General features: G+C 66.5%; 17 protein-coding genes. 3 read left to right on the top strand and 14 right to left on the bottom strand.

Annotation, left to right across the window (positions count from 1 at the left end; genetic code table 11):
* Positions 1–52: 52 nt before the first annotated feature.
* From ACS7SF_RS06985 to ACS7SF_RS06965, 5 genes are all read right to left on the bottom strand, one after another.
* A complete protein-coding gene (locus ACS7SF_RS06985; RefSeq protein WP_439892296.1) occupies positions 53–274 on the bottom strand; it encodes a CDGSH iron-sulfur domain-containing protein in 222 nt (73 codons plus the stop codon).
* A gap of 29 nt (positions 275–303) precedes the next feature.
* Positions 304–792, bottom strand: coding sequence for an aminoacyl-tRNA deacylase (locus ACS7SF_RS06980; protein ID WP_439892295.1), 489 nt, complete (start codon positions 790–792; stop codon positions 304–306).
* 164 nt (positions 793–956) lie between these two features.
* Positions 957–1,268 (bottom strand): hypothetical protein, encoded by a 312-nt coding sequence (locus ACS7SF_RS06975; RefSeq protein WP_426395285.1) that lies wholly within the window; start codon positions 1,266–1,268, stop codon positions 957–959.
* 202 nt (positions 1,269–1,470) lie between these two features.
* A complete protein-coding gene (mdoH, locus tag ACS7SF_RS06970) occupies positions 1,471–4,041 on the bottom strand; it encodes a glucans biosynthesis glucosyltransferase MdoH (RefSeq protein WP_439892294.1) in 2,571 nt (856 codons plus the stop codon).
* Entirely contained in the window at positions 4,014–5,540 is a 1,527-nt protein-coding gene (locus ACS7SF_RS06965; RefSeq protein ID WP_439892293.1) for a glucan biosynthesis protein G, read from the bottom strand. Before ACS7SF_RS06965 ends, mdoH begins: the two co-directional genes overlap by 28 nt.
* A gap of 365 nt (positions 5,541–5,905) precedes the next feature.
* Between ACS7SF_RS06965 and ACS7SF_RS06960 the strand changes: the two genes are divergently transcribed.
* Together ACS7SF_RS06960 and ACS7SF_RS06955 are read left to right on the top strand one after the other, a co-directional pair.
* Positions 5,906–6,613, top strand: coding sequence for a hypothetical protein (locus ACS7SF_RS06960; protein WP_439892292.1), 708 nt, complete (start codon positions 5,906–5,908; stop codon positions 6,611–6,613).
* A gap of 121 nt (positions 6,614–6,734) precedes the next feature.
* Positions 6,735–6,905 (top strand): hypothetical protein, encoded by a 171-nt coding sequence (locus ACS7SF_RS06955; protein ID WP_004634685.1) that lies wholly within the window; start codon positions 6,735–6,737, stop codon positions 6,903–6,905.
* A gap of 12 nt (positions 6,906–6,917) precedes the next feature.
* Here ACS7SF_RS06955 and ACS7SF_RS06950 read toward each other — a convergent pair whose 3' ends face one another.
* The 6 genes from ACS7SF_RS06950 to hemA form a co-directional block, all read right to left on the bottom strand.
* Positions 6,918–7,541: a UbiX family flavin prenyltransferase gene (locus ACS7SF_RS06950; RefSeq protein ID WP_439892291.1), complete on the bottom strand. Its 624-nt coding sequence runs from the start codon at positions 7,539–7,541 to the stop codon at positions 6,918–6,920.
* A 39-nt stretch (positions 7,542–7,580) separates the two neighbouring features.
* Entirely contained in the window at positions 7,581–7,892 is a 312-nt protein-coding gene (gene grxD, locus ACS7SF_RS06945) for a Grx4 family monothiol glutaredoxin (RefSeq protein ID WP_439892290.1), read from the bottom strand.
* 68 nt (positions 7,893–7,960) lie between these two features.
* Complete coding sequence (gene prmC / locus ACS7SF_RS06940; protein ID WP_439892289.1) at positions 7,961–8,863, bottom strand: peptide chain release factor N(5)-glutamine methyltransferase; 903 nt, start codon at positions 8,861–8,863, stop codon at positions 7,961–7,963.
* Positions 8,864–8,960: 97 nt separating this feature from the next.
* On the bottom strand, positions 8,961–9,329 hold the full coding sequence (locus ACS7SF_RS06935) for a hypothetical protein (protein ID WP_439892288.1): 369 nt from the start codon (positions 9,327–9,329) through the stop codon (positions 8,961–8,963).
* Between the two features lie 181 nt (positions 9,330–9,510).
* On the bottom strand, positions 9,511–10,593 hold the full coding sequence (prfA, locus tag ACS7SF_RS06930; RefSeq protein WP_439892287.1) for a peptide chain release factor 1: 1,083 nt from the start codon (positions 10,591–10,593) through the stop codon (positions 9,511–9,513).
* Positions 10,594–10,689: 96 nt separating this feature from the next.
* Positions 10,690–11,997, bottom strand: a complete 1,308-nt coding sequence (gene hemA, locus ACS7SF_RS06925; RefSeq protein WP_439892286.1) for a glutamyl-tRNA reductase — start codon at positions 11,995–11,997, stop codon at positions 10,690–10,692.
* 221 nt (positions 11,998–12,218) lie between these two features.
* Here hemA and ACS7SF_RS06920 point away from each other — a divergent pair, with 221 nt between their 5' ends.
* Positions 12,219–12,461 carry a GlsB/YeaQ/YmgE family stress response membrane protein gene (locus ACS7SF_RS06920; RefSeq protein ID WP_439892285.1) on the top strand — a complete coding sequence of 81 codons (243 nt, stop codon included), beginning with the start codon at positions 12,219–12,221 and terminating at the stop codon, positions 12,459–12,461.
* Positions 12,462–12,498: 37 nt separating this feature from the next.
* Here the strand turns inward: ACS7SF_RS06920 and ACS7SF_RS06915 are convergent, their stop codons facing one another.
* The 3 genes from ACS7SF_RS06915 to ACS7SF_RS06905 are packed head-to-tail and all read right to left on the bottom strand — an operon-like array spanning position 12,499 to position 17,267.
* Positions 12,499–14,457: a response regulator gene (locus tag ACS7SF_RS06915; protein WP_439892284.1), complete on the bottom strand. Its 1,959-nt coding sequence runs from the start codon at positions 14,455–14,457 to the stop codon at positions 12,499–12,501.
* A gap of 27 nt (positions 14,458–14,484) precedes the next feature.
* Positions 14,485–14,952 carry a response regulator gene (locus ACS7SF_RS06910; RefSeq protein ID WP_439892719.1) on the bottom strand — a complete coding sequence of 156 codons (468 nt, stop codon included), beginning with the start codon at positions 14,950–14,952 and terminating at the stop codon, positions 14,485–14,487.
* 26 nt (positions 14,953–14,978) lie between these two features.
* Positions 14,979–17,267, bottom strand: a complete 2,289-nt coding sequence (locus ACS7SF_RS06905; RefSeq protein ID WP_439892283.1) for an ATP-binding protein — start codon at positions 17,265–17,267, stop codon at positions 14,979–14,981.
* Between the last annotated feature and the right edge of the window lie 317 nt (positions 17,268–17,584).

Here is a 17,584-nt window from a genome sequence, read left to right as displayed (position 1 = left end):
GCTGCGCTTCTCGAACCGACCTCGGGCCGCTCGCTACGGCCTTCAAACCATCCTATGGCGCGTCAGGCGCAGGTGCGTCGAGGTTGTTGTCAAACTCGACGCGCTTGTGCGAGCCGTCACAGAACGGTTTGTTCAACGAGTGCCCACAGCGGCACAGCCACGCCTGGCCTTCCTCCACCGGCAGCTCGCGCCCGTTCTGGGTGACGATGCGGAAATTCCCCTTGATGTGATACGGCCCGTTGTTGCGCGCCGTGATGATGACCTCGTCGGCCATGGTGGCCTCCTTCGCACGATGCAGCGCAGTCAGAACAGGCTGCCCTGCATCCGATAGGCGAAGTGCGCGGTTTTGGCATCGCGCATCAGCGCCATGAACTGGTCCATGTCCATGTGGACCACGTTTTCGTGGTCGCCGGCTTCAAAGTAGACGTCGCGGTGGGTCATCAGGCTGCTGTCGAGATAGGTGGGCATGCCATAGGCCATGCCCACCGGTGGCACGGCGCCCGCGTCGCAGTCCTTGAAGACTTCACGCAGTTCCGATTCATCGGCCAGGGTCAGGTCGTAGCGGCCGGATTCCTTTTGCAGTTCCGATAGGTGCAGGTGATACGTCGATGGCAACACGGCCGCGACATAGCCGAGCTTGTCTTCGAGCAAGAGCGTCTTGGCCAGACGGTCGCCCGGGACATGCGCCGACTGTGCGGTTTCGGTGCTGGTGTTGGTATGCGGATGACGAATCACCTCGTACAGGCAGCCTTTGTTGCGCAGGCAGCCGTCGAGGGTGCTGGCGATCGACATGGCGTCCTCCCGTGTGCGGTGCGGCCCGCGGCGGGATTGCAGGGGCCGCTACGTCAGCATAGGTCGGTTTGCAGTTTGCGCAGGTGTTGGCACGCACAAAAGCAACGGGCCGCTCGTGTGAGCGGCCCGTGCGGGGCGACTGTTGATGGCGCTGGGACTCGGTATCAGCGGTCCCAGCCGCGGTGCCAGCCATGGTCGTGGCGCCATTCACGCTCGCGCCACTCATGACGGCGCCATTCACGTTCGCGCCAGTCGTCGCGATCCCGCCAGTAGCCGCCACCGTAATACACGGGTGCCGGCGCATACACCGGTGCCGGGCGGTACACCACCGGGGGCGGGGCATAGACCGGTGCCGGTGCCACGTAGACCGGCGCAGGCACGCCGATGGCCACGCCGACATCCACATGCGCCAGCGCTGCCGTCGAGGCGCACAGCGCGGCGCCACCCAGAACGAATGCGAGCAGTGTGCGTTTCATGATGCTTCTCCTTGGCAAGTTGCGAGGCCGTTGCGGGATGGTTGCGTGGGCTTCGTGCGTCAAATCGTTGAGGTCATTCTATGAACGCCAAGCCCAGTCAGGTGATACCTAATTCCTACCGATGTAACGGAAAGTAAAACGCCCCACCGGCCAGAAGCGGGTGGGGCGTCGCATGTGCGGCAACCTCAACCTTAGCGGCGATTCAGCTTTCCGCGGCTTGCCACGCGGCACGTTGTTCCGGTGACGACCACACCGCCAGGTGCAGCGCCGACAGCGAGAACGGATCCGACAGCAGCACGAGCTTTTGCTTGCCGGTCAGCTTGTCGGGGCCGACTTCCAGCGCGTGACGCACGGTCGCCTCGCGCACGGCAATCAGACGTCGATCCTGCGGAAAGCGCGTTGTGCCGATCGCGCACATCAGCGCATTGGTGACGGGGTCCACCACGGCCTGGCGGAAATCCGGCATCGGCGGCGCATTGCGCAGGTGCTTGCGCGTGGCGCGCAGCTCGCGCGGCGGGCGCACTTCCTCGGGGATCATGAACAGGCGCCAGCGGCGCATGCGTCGGCCCAGGCTCACGCGGCTCGAGAACACCGACAGCGGAATCGACACGATCAGCGCGCCCACCACCGGCGACAGCCACCACAGGAAGCTCGGGTTCAGCCAATACACAATCGCCGCCCAGACGATGCCGATGACCGTATGCAGGCCATGGCGGCGCACAGCGTCGCCCCAATGCGTTTGTGCATCTTCACGCGGTGGCGACTTCCAGTGCACCTTCCAGCCAAGGAACGCGGCCGTCACGAAGCGTGTGTGGAACAGCATGCGCACCGGCGCGGCCAGCACCGAGAACGCCGCCTCGATCGCCATCGACAGGGCCAGGTGGATCGCGCCACCGAAGCGCTTCGGCCCTTGTGCCCACAGCACAAGCACGCTCAGGATCTTCGGCAGGAACAGCACGGTGGCGGTGGCCGAGAACAGCGCGGCCGCCTTCTCCGGATGCCACTCCGGCCAGATCGGGAAAATCTGGTGCGGCTGGGTGAAGTACTCCGGCGCGATCAGCGTGTGCTTGGCCAGCAGCGCCGTGGAAAGCAGCAGGAACAGGAACCACAGCGGCGCCGACAGATAGGCCATCACGCCCGTGATGAACACCGCACGGTGCACGCGGTGGAAGCCCGGCGTGCCAAACAGGCGGAAGTTCATCAGGTTGCCGTGGCACCAGCGGCGGTCGCGACCGAGCTCGTCGAGCAGGTTGGGCGGCATCTCTTCATAGCTGCCATCCAGGTCATAGGCGATCCACACGGCCCAGCCGGCGCGGCGCATCAGCGCGGCTTCGACAAAGTCGTGCGACATGATCTCGCCCGACAGTGAGCCCTTGCCCGGAATGGGCGCCAGCGCGCAGTGCTTGATGAATGGGTCGAGCCGGATGATGGCGTTGTGGCCCCAGTAGTGCGATTCACCGAGTTGCCAGTAGTGCAGGCCGGCGGTGAACAGCGGGCCGTACACACGCGTGGCGAACTGCTGAATACGCGCGTACAGCGTGTCGCGGCCAGCAGCGCGCGGTGCGGTCTGGATGATGCCCGCGCTCGGTGCGCCTTCCATCAATTGGACGAGGCGCGTCAGGCAGTCGCCGCTCATCACGCTGTCGGCGTCGAGCACGATCATGTAGCGGTACTTGCCGCCCCAGCGCCGGCAGAAATCGTCGATGTTGCCGCTCTTGCGCTTCACACGGTGACGGCGCCAGCGGTAGAAGATGCGGCCGAAGCCATCGAGTGCGCGGCAGATGTGCAGCCAGGCGTCGGCCTCTGCGGTACGGATGTCGGGGTCGCCCGAGTCCGACAGCACGAAGAAGTCGAAGTGCTCCAGATGGCCCGTGCGCTGCAGCGATTCATACGTCGCGCGCAGCCCCGCGAACACGCGCTGCACATCCTCGTTGCAGATCGGCATGACGATGGCGGTACGCGCATCGTCCGGGATCACCGCATCGGGAGAGGCGCGGCGCGAGATGACGAAGCGATCGCCATGGAAGGCCAGCAGCAGGAAGCCGGTGATGGCCGTCCAGAAGCCCGCCGACACCCAGCAGAACAGCACCGCAAACAGCACGATGATGATGGCTTCGAGCCAGTCGGCGCCGTGGTACGGCAGCACCGTGCTCATCGCCCAGGTGGCGCCGATGGTTTGCGCGATCATCAGCGCGAGCAACGTCAGGCGGCGGCGCGCACCGACAAACCGCCAGATGCCCTTTGGGTCCGGCGAATCGGGTTTCTCGTAGGGCACGGGCGCCTTGCCGCCGCTGTTCCACCGCTCGATAGCCTTGCGTGCTCGCCAGATCGGCCCGAGCACCCACGGCCACGGCACCATGGAGCGACGGGCTGGCGTGGGGCCGGTATCCAGATGGATGCGGCCTTCGCTGTCGTGTTCGAATGGAGGGGCGGGTTCCGCCGCCGGTTCGGTCGATGCAGCATCCACGCGCGTGGCGCCATACGCGGCATCCAGGCGCGACCCGACGGATGCGTAAGCCGGTGCATTGGCTTCGAGCGACGTCGTCTGCGCCGGGTCGAGCTTGGCGAGCGCGCGGTGCAGCTTGGCGAACGCCGCCGCATCGTCGTCGTCGGGCACGATGCCCGCGTCGCGCAGCAGCGCGGCACGTGCGTCGGCCGCCAGCGGCAGCGCTTCCAGGTAGTGATCGGCTACCGACTCGGGAGAGGGCGCCGCGGCAGGGCCGCCAGTCTGGGCTGTCATCGCGTTCAGCCCGGAGGTAACAGGTAGCTCCACGTCTCAGAAAGTCCGGTACCGCCGCTGCGCAGGTAGCCGCGCAGTTCGACGGGTTTGTCGTCGTCGACCCGCTTGAGGCGCACGGTCACGCGCCAGCCGCCGGTCGCGGTGTTGGGTTGGCCGAAGATCGATTCGATCTTGCCGTTGGCGTCTGCCGAGAACACCGGCTCCACCGGTGCATTCGGTGCCAGCTTGGCCAGCGCCGGGCCCTCAAAGTCGACCACGAAGGCGATCGTGTCGTCAGGCTTGCGCTCATCCGGGCGCTTGGTGGTCCAGCCGTGCGAGCGGCGCGTCTGCGTGACCCAGGCCAGCGCGGGCTTCTTGTCGCCGTCCTTCTGCCACAGCATGCGGTATTCGAGGTTGAACGGCTGCTGCGGCTTGGGCGGGTTTTCCGGCACCCAATAGGCGACCACGTTGTCGTTGGTTTCGTCCGGCGTCGGAATCTGCACGAGTTCCACGCGGCCGGCGCCCCATTTGCCGACCGGTTCCACCCAGGCGCTGGGGCGCTGCTCATAGCGGTCACCGATCTCCTCGTAGCTGGAGAACGCGCGATCACGCTGCATCAGGCCAAAGCCGCCCGGATTGGTGGTGGAGAAGGAGCTGACCAGCAGGCGCTTCGGATTCGTCAGCGGGCGCCAGATCCACTCGCCCGTACCGGACAGCAGCGACAGGCCGTCGGAATCGTGCACCTCGGGGCGGAAGTCCAGGTTCGCGGCCGGCTGGTTCTCGCCAAAGAAGAACATGCTGGTGAGCGGTGCGATCGCCAGCTTGCTGACGTTCTCGCGCATGAAGACCTGTGCCTTCACGTCGACCACCGTATCGGTCCCCGGCTTGATGACGAAGCGGTAGGCACCCGTGGCACGGCGCGAATTCAGCAACGCATAGATCGTCAGCTCCTTCGCGTTGGCGGCAGGGCGTTCGATCCAGAAATCGGAAAAGCGCGGGAATTCCTCACCCGAGTTGAGTGCCGTGTCGATCGCCAGGCCGCGTGCGGACAAGCCATAGACTTGGTTCTTGCCGATCGCGCGGAAGTACGACGCGCCCAGGAAGACGATCACTTCGTCCTTGTACTTGGGCGTGTTCATCGCGTAGTGCACGCGGAAGCCGGCAAAGCCCAACTTCTGCAACTGCTTCGGGTCGAGCTTGACGGGGCCGTAGTCGAACAGGCGCGGGTCGAAGCGGATTTCGCGCACGCCGGCCGGCGACACCTCGTTGATCTTCACCGGCTGGTCGTAGTACGAGCCTTCGTGGAAGAAGCCGAGCTCGAACGGCAGCTTGTCTTTGCGCCAGTAGGCCTGATCCGATTTGAAGCGGATCTCGCGGTACTGGTCGTAGCGCAGCTCACGCAGCTGGCGCGGCAGGGTCTCGCCCGGTGCCTGGTACGGCTTGGCGGCCAACTGCTTGGCGTGCAGCGCCACATCGTTGAAACCGAAGGCCAATGCGGCCTGCGCGGACGCCAGGGCCAGCAGGCCCACAGCCAACCTCGCGAGGCCGGCCACCGACCGCGCACGAGGTGCCGGCTGGGTGGCGGAGGAATGGGGAGGAACAGCGTAGGGGATGTTCAAAATGAGATCGCATCTATGCGGCGCGCCCGAGGAAGGTGATGCTTTGGGGCCCGCCGGTCATTCGTCTGTGCCGCGGAGATTCTACCCGCCTGACCTTTACGAGATCAAAACCGGCAACATTTTGATAATGTTTCCGGCCGGCATCCGTCCAGCAACCACGTCAATTGACGTGTAAACCTACGCGTTTTGGTGCATCCATCGTCCGGGGGAGGGGAACGCCCGCCCCGCAGCCGGGTCAGAACCGCTTCGTTCGTGCCTGCGTGGCACACTCTCGGCTCTTGTCTTTCCTTGGAGTTCGCATGACTTGCTGGACGCGCCGCACCGTAGCGCTTGCTGTTTCGACCGTGCTACTCGCGCCCGCGGCATTCGCCGCTACTGCCGCCAAAGAGGCACCCAAGGCCGCCGCCCCTGCCAAGGCAGAGCGTGACCCCGGTGATGTCGCGGTGCTGCTCGATGCTTTCCCGCTAGGCAAGCCGTTGCCCAAGCTGCCTTCGTGCGAGGACGTGCGCGCGAATGGCGGCAAGGATGTCGCCGAATACTGCTCCGATGCGCTGGAATCCCACGGCCGCACGCGCTCGCTGGGCGTGCCGCAGGCCAAGCGCCCCGCATTGATGGATGGTCCGCAAGCGGTGCTGCTGATCGACCAGGGCAAGGTCGCCGGCTTGTTTGTGCCGACGCGCGGCGTGGATACCGAACAGCGCGTTTTCCAGGCGCTGTCCGATCGTTACGGCAAGCCCGCACAAGAGGGCAAGGCACCGCTCAAGCTGAAGTCGGGCAAGACAGTCGATTCGCTGCGTGCGCGCTGGGCGGGCCCCCAGACCATCGTGACGATGTACGCGATTCCCGAAGAGCCGCAGAACGGCACGGTGGAATTCCTCTGGGCGCCGCGCGCCGGGGCCGTGATGGACCAGATGCGCGCGGAAGTGGACCCGAACGCCCCCAAGCCGGCTTCCGGTGTGGCGGCATCTGCGCCTGGTGCGGCCGGCAAGCCGGCGTCACAACAGTGAGCTTACGGACACACGTTCGTAGCCTTCCGTTACATCCCTTACAGACGCATGACCCCGGCGTCGCCCGGCGGCGCTTATAACGTCCGCATGGCCCCATTGGAGGGGCCGAAGGACGGCAATCATGAAAATCGTGGCTCTGGCCCTGTTGGCCGCGACGCTTGGGGGTTGTGCGGTGTATCCGGCACCGGTGGCCGTGGCGCCTGCACCGGTCTATGCGGCACCGGCTTATCCGGCTTACTACGGCGGTTATTGGGGCGGACCGTCGGTGTACTTCAACTACCACCACCGTTAATGGCGTGAGCGCTTAGTCCGCTGGACGCAGCCCCGGCCAGCCCGGTGCCAGCGTCTGCGGTAAGCCGAGCAAGTCGAGCACGCGCCCGACGGTGTGGTCGACTAGGTCGTCGATGGTCTTGGGACGTTGGTAGAAGCCCGGCACGGGCGGGAAGACGATGCCGCCCATCTCGGTCACGGCCGTCATGTTGCGCAGATGCGCCAGATTCAGCGGCGTTTCGCGCACCATCAGGATCAGGCGGCGGCGCTCCTTGAGCGTGACGTCCGCCGCGCGGCCGATGAGGTTGTCCGACAGGCCATGCGCCACGGCCGCCAGCGTCTTCATCGAGCACGGCGCAATCACCATCGCTTCCGCCGCAAACGACCCGCTGGCGATGGTGGCGCCGATATCACGCACGTTGTGCACCACGTGCGCCAGCGCTTCCACTTCCTCGCGCGCCATATGCAGCTCGTGCTGCACGTTCATGAGCCCTGCCGGCGACATCAGCAGGTGTGATTCCACTCCTGCCGATTCTCGCAACTCCTGCAGAACCTGCAGCAGCCGCACGCCATAGATGGCACCCGACGCCCCCGTGATCGCCACGATGATGCGGCGCGCACGTTGCACTTCGGATGGTGCGATGGAGGGGCCGGTCACGCTGAAAAGAGGACGCGTTTGGCGATCATTGATCGACGATCAGGCAGCCAGCAGCGGCTGCAGTTCGCCGCTCTGGTACATCTCCATCATGATGTCCGAGCCGCCGACGAATTCGCCCTTGATATAGAGCTGCGGAATGGTCGGCCAGTTGGCGTAGTCCTTGATGCCCTGGCGGATTTCATCGTCTTCCAGCACGTTGACGGTGTGCGGCTTGTCCACACCGCAGGCCTTCAGGATCTGGATGGCGCGGCCCGAGAAGCCGCACATCGGAAATTGCGCCGTGCCCTTCATGAAGAGGACGACGGGGTGACCTTTGACGATCTGGTCGATTTTTTCGTGCGTGGTGCTCATGGGAGACTCGATTCGATTGGGGTGCGATTGGGGAGCAGCGGGCGCCGCATCCGCATTGGAAAACCTGTCTATTTTAGCGAGGAACGCGCGCCGGCGTTTTGATCCGGCCACTGGCCGCCGCTGCAGCGGTCGTTGCCACCGAGATCCTGCGCAGTGAACACGCTGGCGAACCCCGCGTGTGCGAGCAGCGCGCGCACGGCCTCGCCCTGGTCGTAGCCGTGCTCGAGGAGCAGCCAGCCGCCTGCAGCCAGCCGCATGGGCGCGCCCGCAATGATGGTGCGTACATGCCGCAGGCCGTCGTCGTGGTCGGTGAGGGCACTGGCCGGCTCGAAGCGCAGGTCGCCTTGGCTCAAATGTTCATCCGCTGCCGCGATATAGGGCGGGTTGCTGGCGATGAGGTCGAACACTGCCGGGGCATCGGCTTCGGCCAGGGCGCCGTACCAGTCGCCCAGCGCCCAGCGCACGTTGGTGGCGCCCAGCGTCTGGGCGTTGTCCGTCGCCACGGCCAGCGCATCGGCCGATGCATCGGTCGCCCATACGCGCGCATCCGGGCGCGCAAGGGCGATGGTGATGGCGATGATGCCGCTGCCCGTGCCCATGTCCAGCACGGCCGGGGCGTCGCGGTCTTCGAGGCGGTCCAGCGCCAGCTCGACCAGCACTTCGGTATCCGGGCGCGGAATCAGCACGGCTGGCGTCACCTTGAACGTGCGCCCGAAGAATTCGCGCTCGCCCAGCAGATACGCCATCGGCTCGCCAGCCAAGCGGCGCGTGGCGAGGTCGCTGATCTGCGCGCGCGTGGCCTCGTCGATGGCGTAGGTATCTTGCGTGATGAGCTGCACGCGCGACAGGCCCGTTACCTGCGAGACCAGCATGCGCGCCTCCAGCGCAGGCAACCCGGCACGTGCGAGCGCCGCCAGCGCATCGGCCACGCGAGCGAGGGTTTCGGGCGAAATGACGGGGGCAGGCGACACGGCGACAGGTCAGCAACAAAGATCGGGCGCACAAAATAACACGGGCCCGGCCGATATGGCGCGGGCCCGCGAGCGGGTCGATGCGAGGTTGGGGCGCTTACTGCTTCGTCGCGTCCTTGACCTTGTTGGCCGCGTCCTTGGTCGCGGCGGCAGTCTTGTCCGCGGCAACCTTGGCGGCATCGGCGGTCTTGTCAGCGGCTTCCTTGGCAGCGTCCTTGGCTTGCGACAGCACGCCCGAGGCGGAGACTTGCGCATCCGATGCGGCTTGCGAGAGCTCCACCTTGGCCGCGTCGGCAGCCTTGCTCACGGCGGTGCCGGCGTTGTCGAGTGCCTGCTTGGCAGCGTCTTTCGATTGCTCCATCGAGGTCTTGGCAGCTTGGTCGGCGGCGTCGTCTTTCTTGCCGCAGGCGGCGAGGCCAAGGGCGAGGGTGGTAGCGACGGTGATGGCCAGCAGTTGGGTACGCATTGCGATTCTCCTAATCGTGATGTTGCCGCGCTTGTTGGTGAGTGCGTCCCGGATGCGACCGGCGATGCACTCGGCGTGATCGAAGTCGATTATAGGAACGGGTGGCCGGCCTGCCACCGCGCAAAGCTGTATCAAACGCAAGCGGATGTTACGGCGCGCGCGCTTTTTAACGATTGGGGGATCAGGTGTCTTCGCCCAGCGCGGCGAGCTGTTCGGCCTGATGCTCAGCCGCCAGCGCGCCAACCAGTTCGTCCAGATCGCCGTCCATGATCGCGTCGATCTTGTACAGCGTCAGGTTGATGCGGTGGTCGGTCACCCGGCCCTGCGGGAAGTTGTACGTGCGGATGCGGTCGGAGCGGTCACCCGAGCCGATCAGGCTCTTGCGGGCGCTGGCTTCCTTGGCCTGGGCCTCGCGCTCCTGGCGGTCTTTCAGGCGCGCGGCCAGGACCTGCATGGCGCGGTCCTTGTTGCGGTGCTGGCTGCGGTCGTCCTGGCACTCCACCACCAGGCCGGTCGGCAGGTGGGTGATGCGCACGGCCGAATCCGTTTTGTTGATGTGCTGACCGCCCGCGCCGGACGCGCGGAAAGTGTCGATGCGCAAATCCGCCGGATTGATCTGGATGTCGGCCAGCGCATCGGCCTCGGGCATGATCGCCACGGTGCAGGCGGATGTGTGGATGCGCCCCTGCGCCTCGGTGGCCGGCACGCGCTGCACGCGGTGGCCGCCCGACTCGAACTTCAGCCGCGAATACGCGCCTTCGCCCACCAGCCGGGCGATCACTTCCTTATAGCCGCCCAGGTCGGACGCCGATTCGCTCACGATCTCCACCTGCCAGCGTTGGCGCTCGGCAAAGCGCGTGTACATGCGCAGCAGGTCGCCGGCGAAGAGGGCGGACTCGTCACCGCCCGTACCCGCGCGGATTTCCACGAAGATGTTGCGATGGTCGTTGGGGTCCTTCGGCAGCAGCAGGCGCTGCAGGTCGCCTTCGAGCACTTCCATGCGCTCGCGCGCGGCACGGAGTTCGTCCTCGGCAAACGCCTTCATGTCCGGATCGGCCGCCAGTTCCTGCGCGGTGGCGATGTCTTCCTCCGTCTGCTTCCATGCGGCGAATTGCGCGACCACGGGCTCCAGTTCGGCGTGCTCGCGTGTGAGCTTGCGGTATTGGTCGAGGTTGGCGGTGGCGTCTTCGCGTGCGAGCAGCGCGTTGATTTCGATGATGCGCTCGGCCAGTTGGTCGAGCTTGGACAGCATGCTGGGCTTCATTCGGGGGACCGCAGAAGAAAACGCTAGAGGGCGGGGCGGCGCAGACGGTTGCGCCGGAATGTGCGCCACGGATGGGCGCGTGCGGACAAGGCGCCGCTAGCGCTCGGAGTGGCTGGACTGGCGGAACAGCGCCGGCAGCAAGTCGATGAGCTGTTCGCGGCCCTCGCCCTGCGCGTGGTTGAGCGCATGGGTCGGGCCGTGGAGGAATTTCTTGGTGAGCGCCTGCGACAGCGCTTCGAGTACCAGTGCCGGATCGTCGCCGCGCGCGAGCATGCGCTGCGCGCGCTCCAACTCACCCTGGCGCAGGGTTTCAGCCTGCGCGTGCAGATCGCGGATGATGGGCACCACACTGCGCGCATCGATCCAGTGCATGAAGTTCTGCACGCGCGTCTCGATGATGGCCTCGGCCTGCGCCACGGCGGCCTGCCGCAGTGCGTTGCCTTCGCGCACGATGGCGCCTAGGTCGTCCACGGTATAGAGGAACACGTCGGACAGGCGCGCGACTTCGGGCTCGATATCGCGCGGCACGGCCAGGTCGACCATGAACATCGGGCGATGGCGGCGCTGCTTGATGGCGCGCTCAACGGCGCCCAGGCCGATGATGGGCAGCGTGCTGGCCGTGCACGAGACGACGATGTCGAAGTCGGCCAGCTTGGTCGGCAGTTCGGCCAAGCGCACGGCGCGGGCGTTCAGGCCCTGGTTCGACAGCGATTCGGCGAGCTTTTCGCCGCGCTCCAGCGTGCGGTTGGCGATGACGACCTCGCGCGGCATCTGCGCGGCGAAGTGCGTGGCGCACAGCTCGATCATCTCGCCGGCGCCGATGAACAGCACGCGCTGCTCGGCAATCGATTCAAAGATGCGCTGGGCCAGTCGCACGGCGGCAGCGGCCATCGACACGGAATGCGCGCCGATTTCCGTCGTGCCGCGCACTTCCTTGGCAACCGCAAAGGTGCGCTGGAATAGCTGATTCAGGTACGTGCCCAGGGCGCCCGCTTCGGTGGCGGTGCGCACGGCGTCTTTCATCTGGCCGAGGATCTGCGTCTCGCCCAGCACCATGGAATCGAGCCCGCTGGCCACGCGAAACGCGTGACGCACGGCCAGCGATTGGCCCAGTGAATACACATGGGGCGCCAGTTCACCCGGGTCGATGTTGTGGTGCTGTGCCAGCCAGCGGATGGCGTGCTCGTGCGCGGTCGCTTCGGGCAGGTTGCCGTCGGTGGCGCAGTAGATCTCGGTGCGGTTGCAGGTGGAGAGGATGGCCGCTTCGGCCGTGCTCTTCAGGTGCGGCAGATGCTGACGCAGCGTGCCCAGTGCGGGCCCGACCTGCTCGAGCGGAAACGCCACCTTCTCGCGCAGGGAAAGCGGCGCCGTGTGGTGGTTGATTCCGAGGGTCAGCAACTGCATGTGGGGCGGCCGGTTGGATGGGGACGGCACGAATTTTGAGCCGGGTGAATTATAACGCCGGCCCTCCACCTCGACAGGAGGCAGGTCAAACGCGGTGCGGGTGAATCGGCGAATGTAGGTTATGCATCACGCGACGCGGCGCCGCCCTGCCGTGGCCTTCCGCGCCGCCTTGCGCTAAGGTACGCGTCCATTACGTGGATACAGCGTTACGGAGAATGGCAATGGGGTGGTTCGGGCCGCTTTGGATCGGGCTGGCGGTGGGCGTGGCAGCACGGTGGCTACATCCGGCTGGCATGCGCCTGGGGTGGCTGGCGGCGCTGCTGACGGGCGCGATTGGCGCGTTGGTTGGCTACTACGCCGGCCAGTTCGCGCACCTCTACGCCGATGGGCAGATCATGGCGTGGACCGCCGCCGTGGTGGGCGCCATGCTGGTCCCCGCGGCTTGGGGTTTGTTGCGTCGCTAGGGATCGTGGTTGCGGTGCGGCATTCTGGCGCGCCGCGTCAGCTGGCACTGGCCTGGGTCGCGCCGGCATCGCGGGCGGCCAGGTAGCCGACCAGCAGCCGTTCAAGGCGCTTGAAGTCCACGGGTTTGGTCAGGTGATCCGTGAAGCCCGCCTCCCGGCAGCGGGCGATGTCTTCTTCCATGCCGTAGCCCGTAATGGCGATCGACGGTGCTGCCTGGCGCTCGGCAAAGACACGCACCACGTCTAGGCCGCTGCCGTCCGGCAGGCCGATATCGCTGATGAGGAGGTCGAAGGTCCCGGATTCGGCGGCCTGCATGGCGGTCTGTGCGCCATTGGCCACGGTGACGGTATGACCCAGCAGTTCCAGCACTTGCCCCATGGCTTCCGCGGTGTCGGCGTTGTCTTCCACCAGCAACACGTGTAGCCCGCGCGTGGCTTGGGTACGCGGCATAGGGGGCGCCGGCGGGGTTTCCGGCTGGGTCAGTTCGGCCGCCACCGGCAGCATGAGCGTGAAGGTCGCGCCCTGGTGCCGGCCCGCGCTTTCGGCAGTGAGCGTGCCATCGTGTTTCTGCACCAGCGCATGGGCAATCGCCAGGCCCAATCCCAGTCCGCCAAAGCGTTGTGTGATTGACGCATCGGCCTGTTCGAACGCCGAGAAAATGCGTGGCAGCGCTTCCGGTTCGATGCCGATGCCGGTGTCCTTGACGGCCACCGCCACGGTGGTGGGCCCCGGGTTCCACACCCGCACTTCGATGGCGCCGCCAGCCGGCGTGAACTTCACCGCATTGCGCACCAGGTTCCAGATCACCTGCTGGATGCGCGCGCCATCGGCAAACAGCCGGCTGCGCCGCGCTTCGAACCGTGTCTTGAGCGACAGACGCTTGATCTGCATGTCGCTGCGGGACATCTCCAGCGTACTTTCCAGCAGCGGGTACAGATCGACCGGCGCAAAGCTCACGGCCAGCTTGCCGTGCGCAATGCCGGTGATGTCGAGCAGGTCGTCGATCAGGCGCGCTTCCAACTCTGCGTTGCGGCGGACGACTTCCAGTTGCGCCACCACCGTCGCCGGCAGATCCTGGCGCAGCTCGAGCAGATGCACGGCTGTCAGGATGGGTGTGAGCGGCGTGCGCAGCTCGTGCGAGAGCACGGCGAGGAAGTGGTCCTTGGCGTGGTTGGCGGTCTCGGCTTCTTCCTTGGCGCGGCGCAGGGCGTCGGCGGCCATGCGTTCTTCGGTGGCGTCGCGGATGATCTTGGAGAAGCCGATCAACTGGCCCGCCTCGTTGTGGATGGCGGTGACCACGCTGGACGCAAAGAACGGTGTGCCGTCCTTGCGCAGCATCCAGCGGTCGTCGCTGATGCTGCCTTCCTGCCGCACGCGCTCGAGCTTGCGCCGGAAGTCACCCGCTTCGCGCGCAGCCTGCGGGTACAGGATCTCGGCCGACTTGCCGAGGATGTCTTCGCGCGCATAACCCAGGATGCCGTGCGAGGCCGCGTTCCACGTGCGCACGATGCCTTGCGGGTCGAGCGACAGCACGGCGTGCTCCTTGAGCGCGTTGATCAGCAGACGGAAGTGCGTTTCCGTTTCGCGCAGGGCGGCTTCGGCGGCAATGCGCTGGCGCCGTTCGGCGGCTTCGGCCAGGGCGCGTAGCAGCACCACCGGCAAGCGTTGCAGGCGTTGCTTGATCACGTAGTCGGTGGCGCCGCGCTTGAGCATGTCGACGGCGTGCTCCTCACCCAGGGCGCCTGACACGAAGATGAACGGCGTCTGTGGCGCCATGCGTCGCGCAATGTCCAGCGCCTCCGCGCCGGTGAACTGCGGCAGCATGTAGTCGGCCAGGATGGCGTCGAAGGTGCGCCCGCTGAGTTGGGCGATGAAGTCGGTTTCGTTGTCGACCAGGACCGTGTCGGCGGGCAGGTTGGCGGTCTCCAGCCGCGCGCGGGTGAGTTCCGCATCGAGCGGGTTGTCTTCGACCAGCAGCAATTGCAGGTTGGGCATGACGGCGAGGGGCTCCAGAGGGGCGGGCTAGCCCGCGGCCTGTGCGGCGCGGCGGGTGCGCGTGGACCCCGGCGGTGGTTCGTTGAGTACCGCCCAGAACACCCCCAGGTCGGCAATGGCGTCCACAAACGCGCGGAATTCCACCGGTTTGACCACATAGGCGTTGACGCCCAGTTCGTAGCTGCGCAGCAAGTCGGTCTCTTCGCGTGACGAGGTGAGCATGACCACCGGCAGGCTCTTGAGCGAAGGCGTGGCGCGGATGTTGGCCAGCACCTCTAGCCCGTCCACCTTGGGCAGCTTCAAGTCGAGCAGCACGACGGCAGGGTTGCCGGGGACGCGGCCTGCGTAGGTACTGCGCGCATGCAGGTAGTCCAGCGCCTCGGCGCCATCGCGGGTGACGACCACATCGTTGGCAAGCTGGCTGCGCTCCAGCGCCAGCAGGGTCAGCTCGAGGTCGTTCGGGTTGTCTTCAACGAGCAGGATGGGTTTGAGCATGATGGCTTTTGGCATGGAAAGAGCGATCAGGCGGCTGGGGTGATGGGGGTGACGAGGGTGCGGGCACCGGCGTCGACCGGCCCTTGCTGCGCGGGCGTGCGCGGGAGGGCGAAGTAGAACGTGGCGCCGCGGCCAAGCTCGCCTTCGGCCCAGGCGCGCCCGCCATGGCGCTCGACAATGCGCCGCACATTGGCCAGGCCGATGCCGGTGCCTTCGAATTCCTCCATGCGGTGCAGCCGCTGGAACACGCCGAACAGCTTGCCCACGTATTCCATCGAGAACCCCACACCGTTGTCGGCAATGCGCACGATGGTTTCACTGGGGCTTTGCTCGGCATCGATGCGGATATGCGCCGGGACACGGTCGCGCGTGTATTTGACGGCGTTGGAGAGCAGGTTGCGCACCGCCAGTTGCAGGAAGGCTGGGTCGGCCCGTACCACCGGCAGGGTGGCGATGTCCCATTCGATCTGGCGGTCTTGCGCCTCGGCGGAAAGATCACGCGCGAGGCCGCGTACGAGCTGGCTGAGGTCAACGTCAGCCAGACGCAAGGCCCCTCGGCCCATTTGCGAGAAGGTCAGCAAGTCGTCCACCAGCTTGCCGGCAAAGCGTGACGAATCGGAAATCGTTTGCAGGAAGTGCCGCCCGCGCGCGGATACATGGTCACCCTCCATCTCGCCCAGCAACTCCGCATAGCCGGCAATGTGGCGCAGCGGTGCGCGCAGATCGTGCGAGACTGAGTACGAAAAGGCCTCCAGCTCGCGATTGGCGCGGCGCAGTTCGCCAGCGAGTTCGGCGGCTTCCTCGGCGCGGCGCAGCACGATGTTTTGGACGGCGTAGCGGAATTCGGCGACCGTCTCCAGCTCGCTCGGCCGCCACGGGCGCGAGGTGTGCGCGATGTGTTCTTGCCAGTGATGCGTGCCGCCGAGCACCGGCGCGGCGTGATGGTCAACGGCGGGCCCGGGAGTGCCACCCGCCCAGCGCACGGTGTGCGGGGCTTCAGGGCGGAACCACAGCACGTAATGCCGGTGCAGTTGCGACACCTGCACGGCCAGCACGCCTCCCGCCTGCGGCAACAGCGCCGCGCCGCCCGGGTACACGGCGGACAACCGGTTGGTGTGGAAGATCTCGCGCGGGTGTTCGCGTGCCAGCCATTCGGTCAGGCGGAGGATGCTGTCGGCGTCGGGGGTGGCGCCCACGCGCGTGCATTCGCCGCGCCGCACGATGGCCACGCCGCTGGCCGAGGCAAAACGCAGCAGATCGGCCGGATGTTCCAGCAAGCCATCCTGGAAATTGTCGCGATCCGCCATCGCCGCGAGCAGCCGCACCAGGATGCGCCGCAGTTCCAGCCGGTGGGCGATCTCCTCCCGGTCCTCCTTGGCCTCGATCTGCAGCGACAAGATCTGCGCGAGGTGCTCACACGCCAGGCGCACCTCGAACGACAGCGTGCGCGGTGTGGCGTGATGGCCGGCGACCAAGCCCCAGAGCCGGCCGCGCACGGTCAGCGCCAAGGTGAGCGAAGCCATGGCGCCCATGCGGCGCATGGTCTCCCGCTGACTGTTGGATGCGGCGCGCAGGCCGGCATAGGACAGATCGGTGGCTCGCCCCGAGATAGGCTCCCGGGCCGGGACGAGCCGCACCGGCGCATCGTCGATGTCCGCCACGAGGCGCAACGGGTTGCGGCCGTACATGTCGCGGATCTCGGGCGTCAGGTCCGTGCCGGGCAGGTGCACGCCGAGCAGCGAGTCATACGTCGCGTCGCGGGCTTCGGCCAGCACACGCACCGAGCCATCGGCATCAAAGCGATAGACCGCCACGCGGCCAAAGCCGGTCAGGCGGTGCACCTCGCGGGCAGCCAGCTCCGCCAACGTGTCGACCCGGCTGACGGCCTGCAGGCTGCTGACAAAGGTCCGCACCAGCGGATACATCGAAGCAAAGGCGCCGTCCGCCGGCTGTGTGGTCGGCTCCAGCTCGAGAATCAGCACGCCGCGATGCCGGTGGATGACGGCATCGAGCGCCTGGCCGCGCGGGGTTTGCAAGGTGCCAAAATACAAGGGGAGGTTGTCGATGCGGTGCCCGCCCAAGGCACGTGCCAGCACCTGCCGGCCAGCCGCACCGATCACCTGTTCGACGGGTGCATACAACGCCTGCGCGAGCGGCGTGCCGAGCGCAGATTCCAGGTTTTCGCTGGCCTGGCGGACGCACAGGTCAGGCTCGGAGAGGCACAGCAGTACGCCGCGCGACTGGATGGTGGCATCGCGGTCGAGCTGCTCGGCGGAGGCATCGACGTCGGCGATCATGGGCGGAAACTGACTCATGGTGGAAGGCGGGAGGCGCCGAACTGGCGCGCTGCGCCCATCGGGGCGGCACAGCGTATCTCCCGCTTACGCAGCAAGCGGCGTGCCCGCCCCTTGTGATTGGCGGCGGGGCGCATGCCGCAGGCCGACCTCGCTCCCCTCGTCGACCGGCTTGGCGTGTAAAAAAGTGATGCTCGGTAGCGCGTACGTTGCAACGGCCGTTGGCGCGCGGGGCGTGGGTTTTCGCCCGGTTTGGCGCTGAGTCGGTGGCGTGTTTCGATGGTCCTGGGGGGAGCCGGCCGGCGCTTTTCCAAAGGCGGCTGAGGGCGATCAACCGC

The organism is Ralstonia sp. 25C (assembly GCF_051904805.1).
Taxonomy (GTDB): Bacteria; Pseudomonadota; Gammaproteobacteria; order Burkholderiales; family Burkholderiaceae; genus Ralstonia.
Note: the sequence above shows the minus strand (reverse complement) of the source record. Positions and strands in the feature narration are given on the sequence as shown.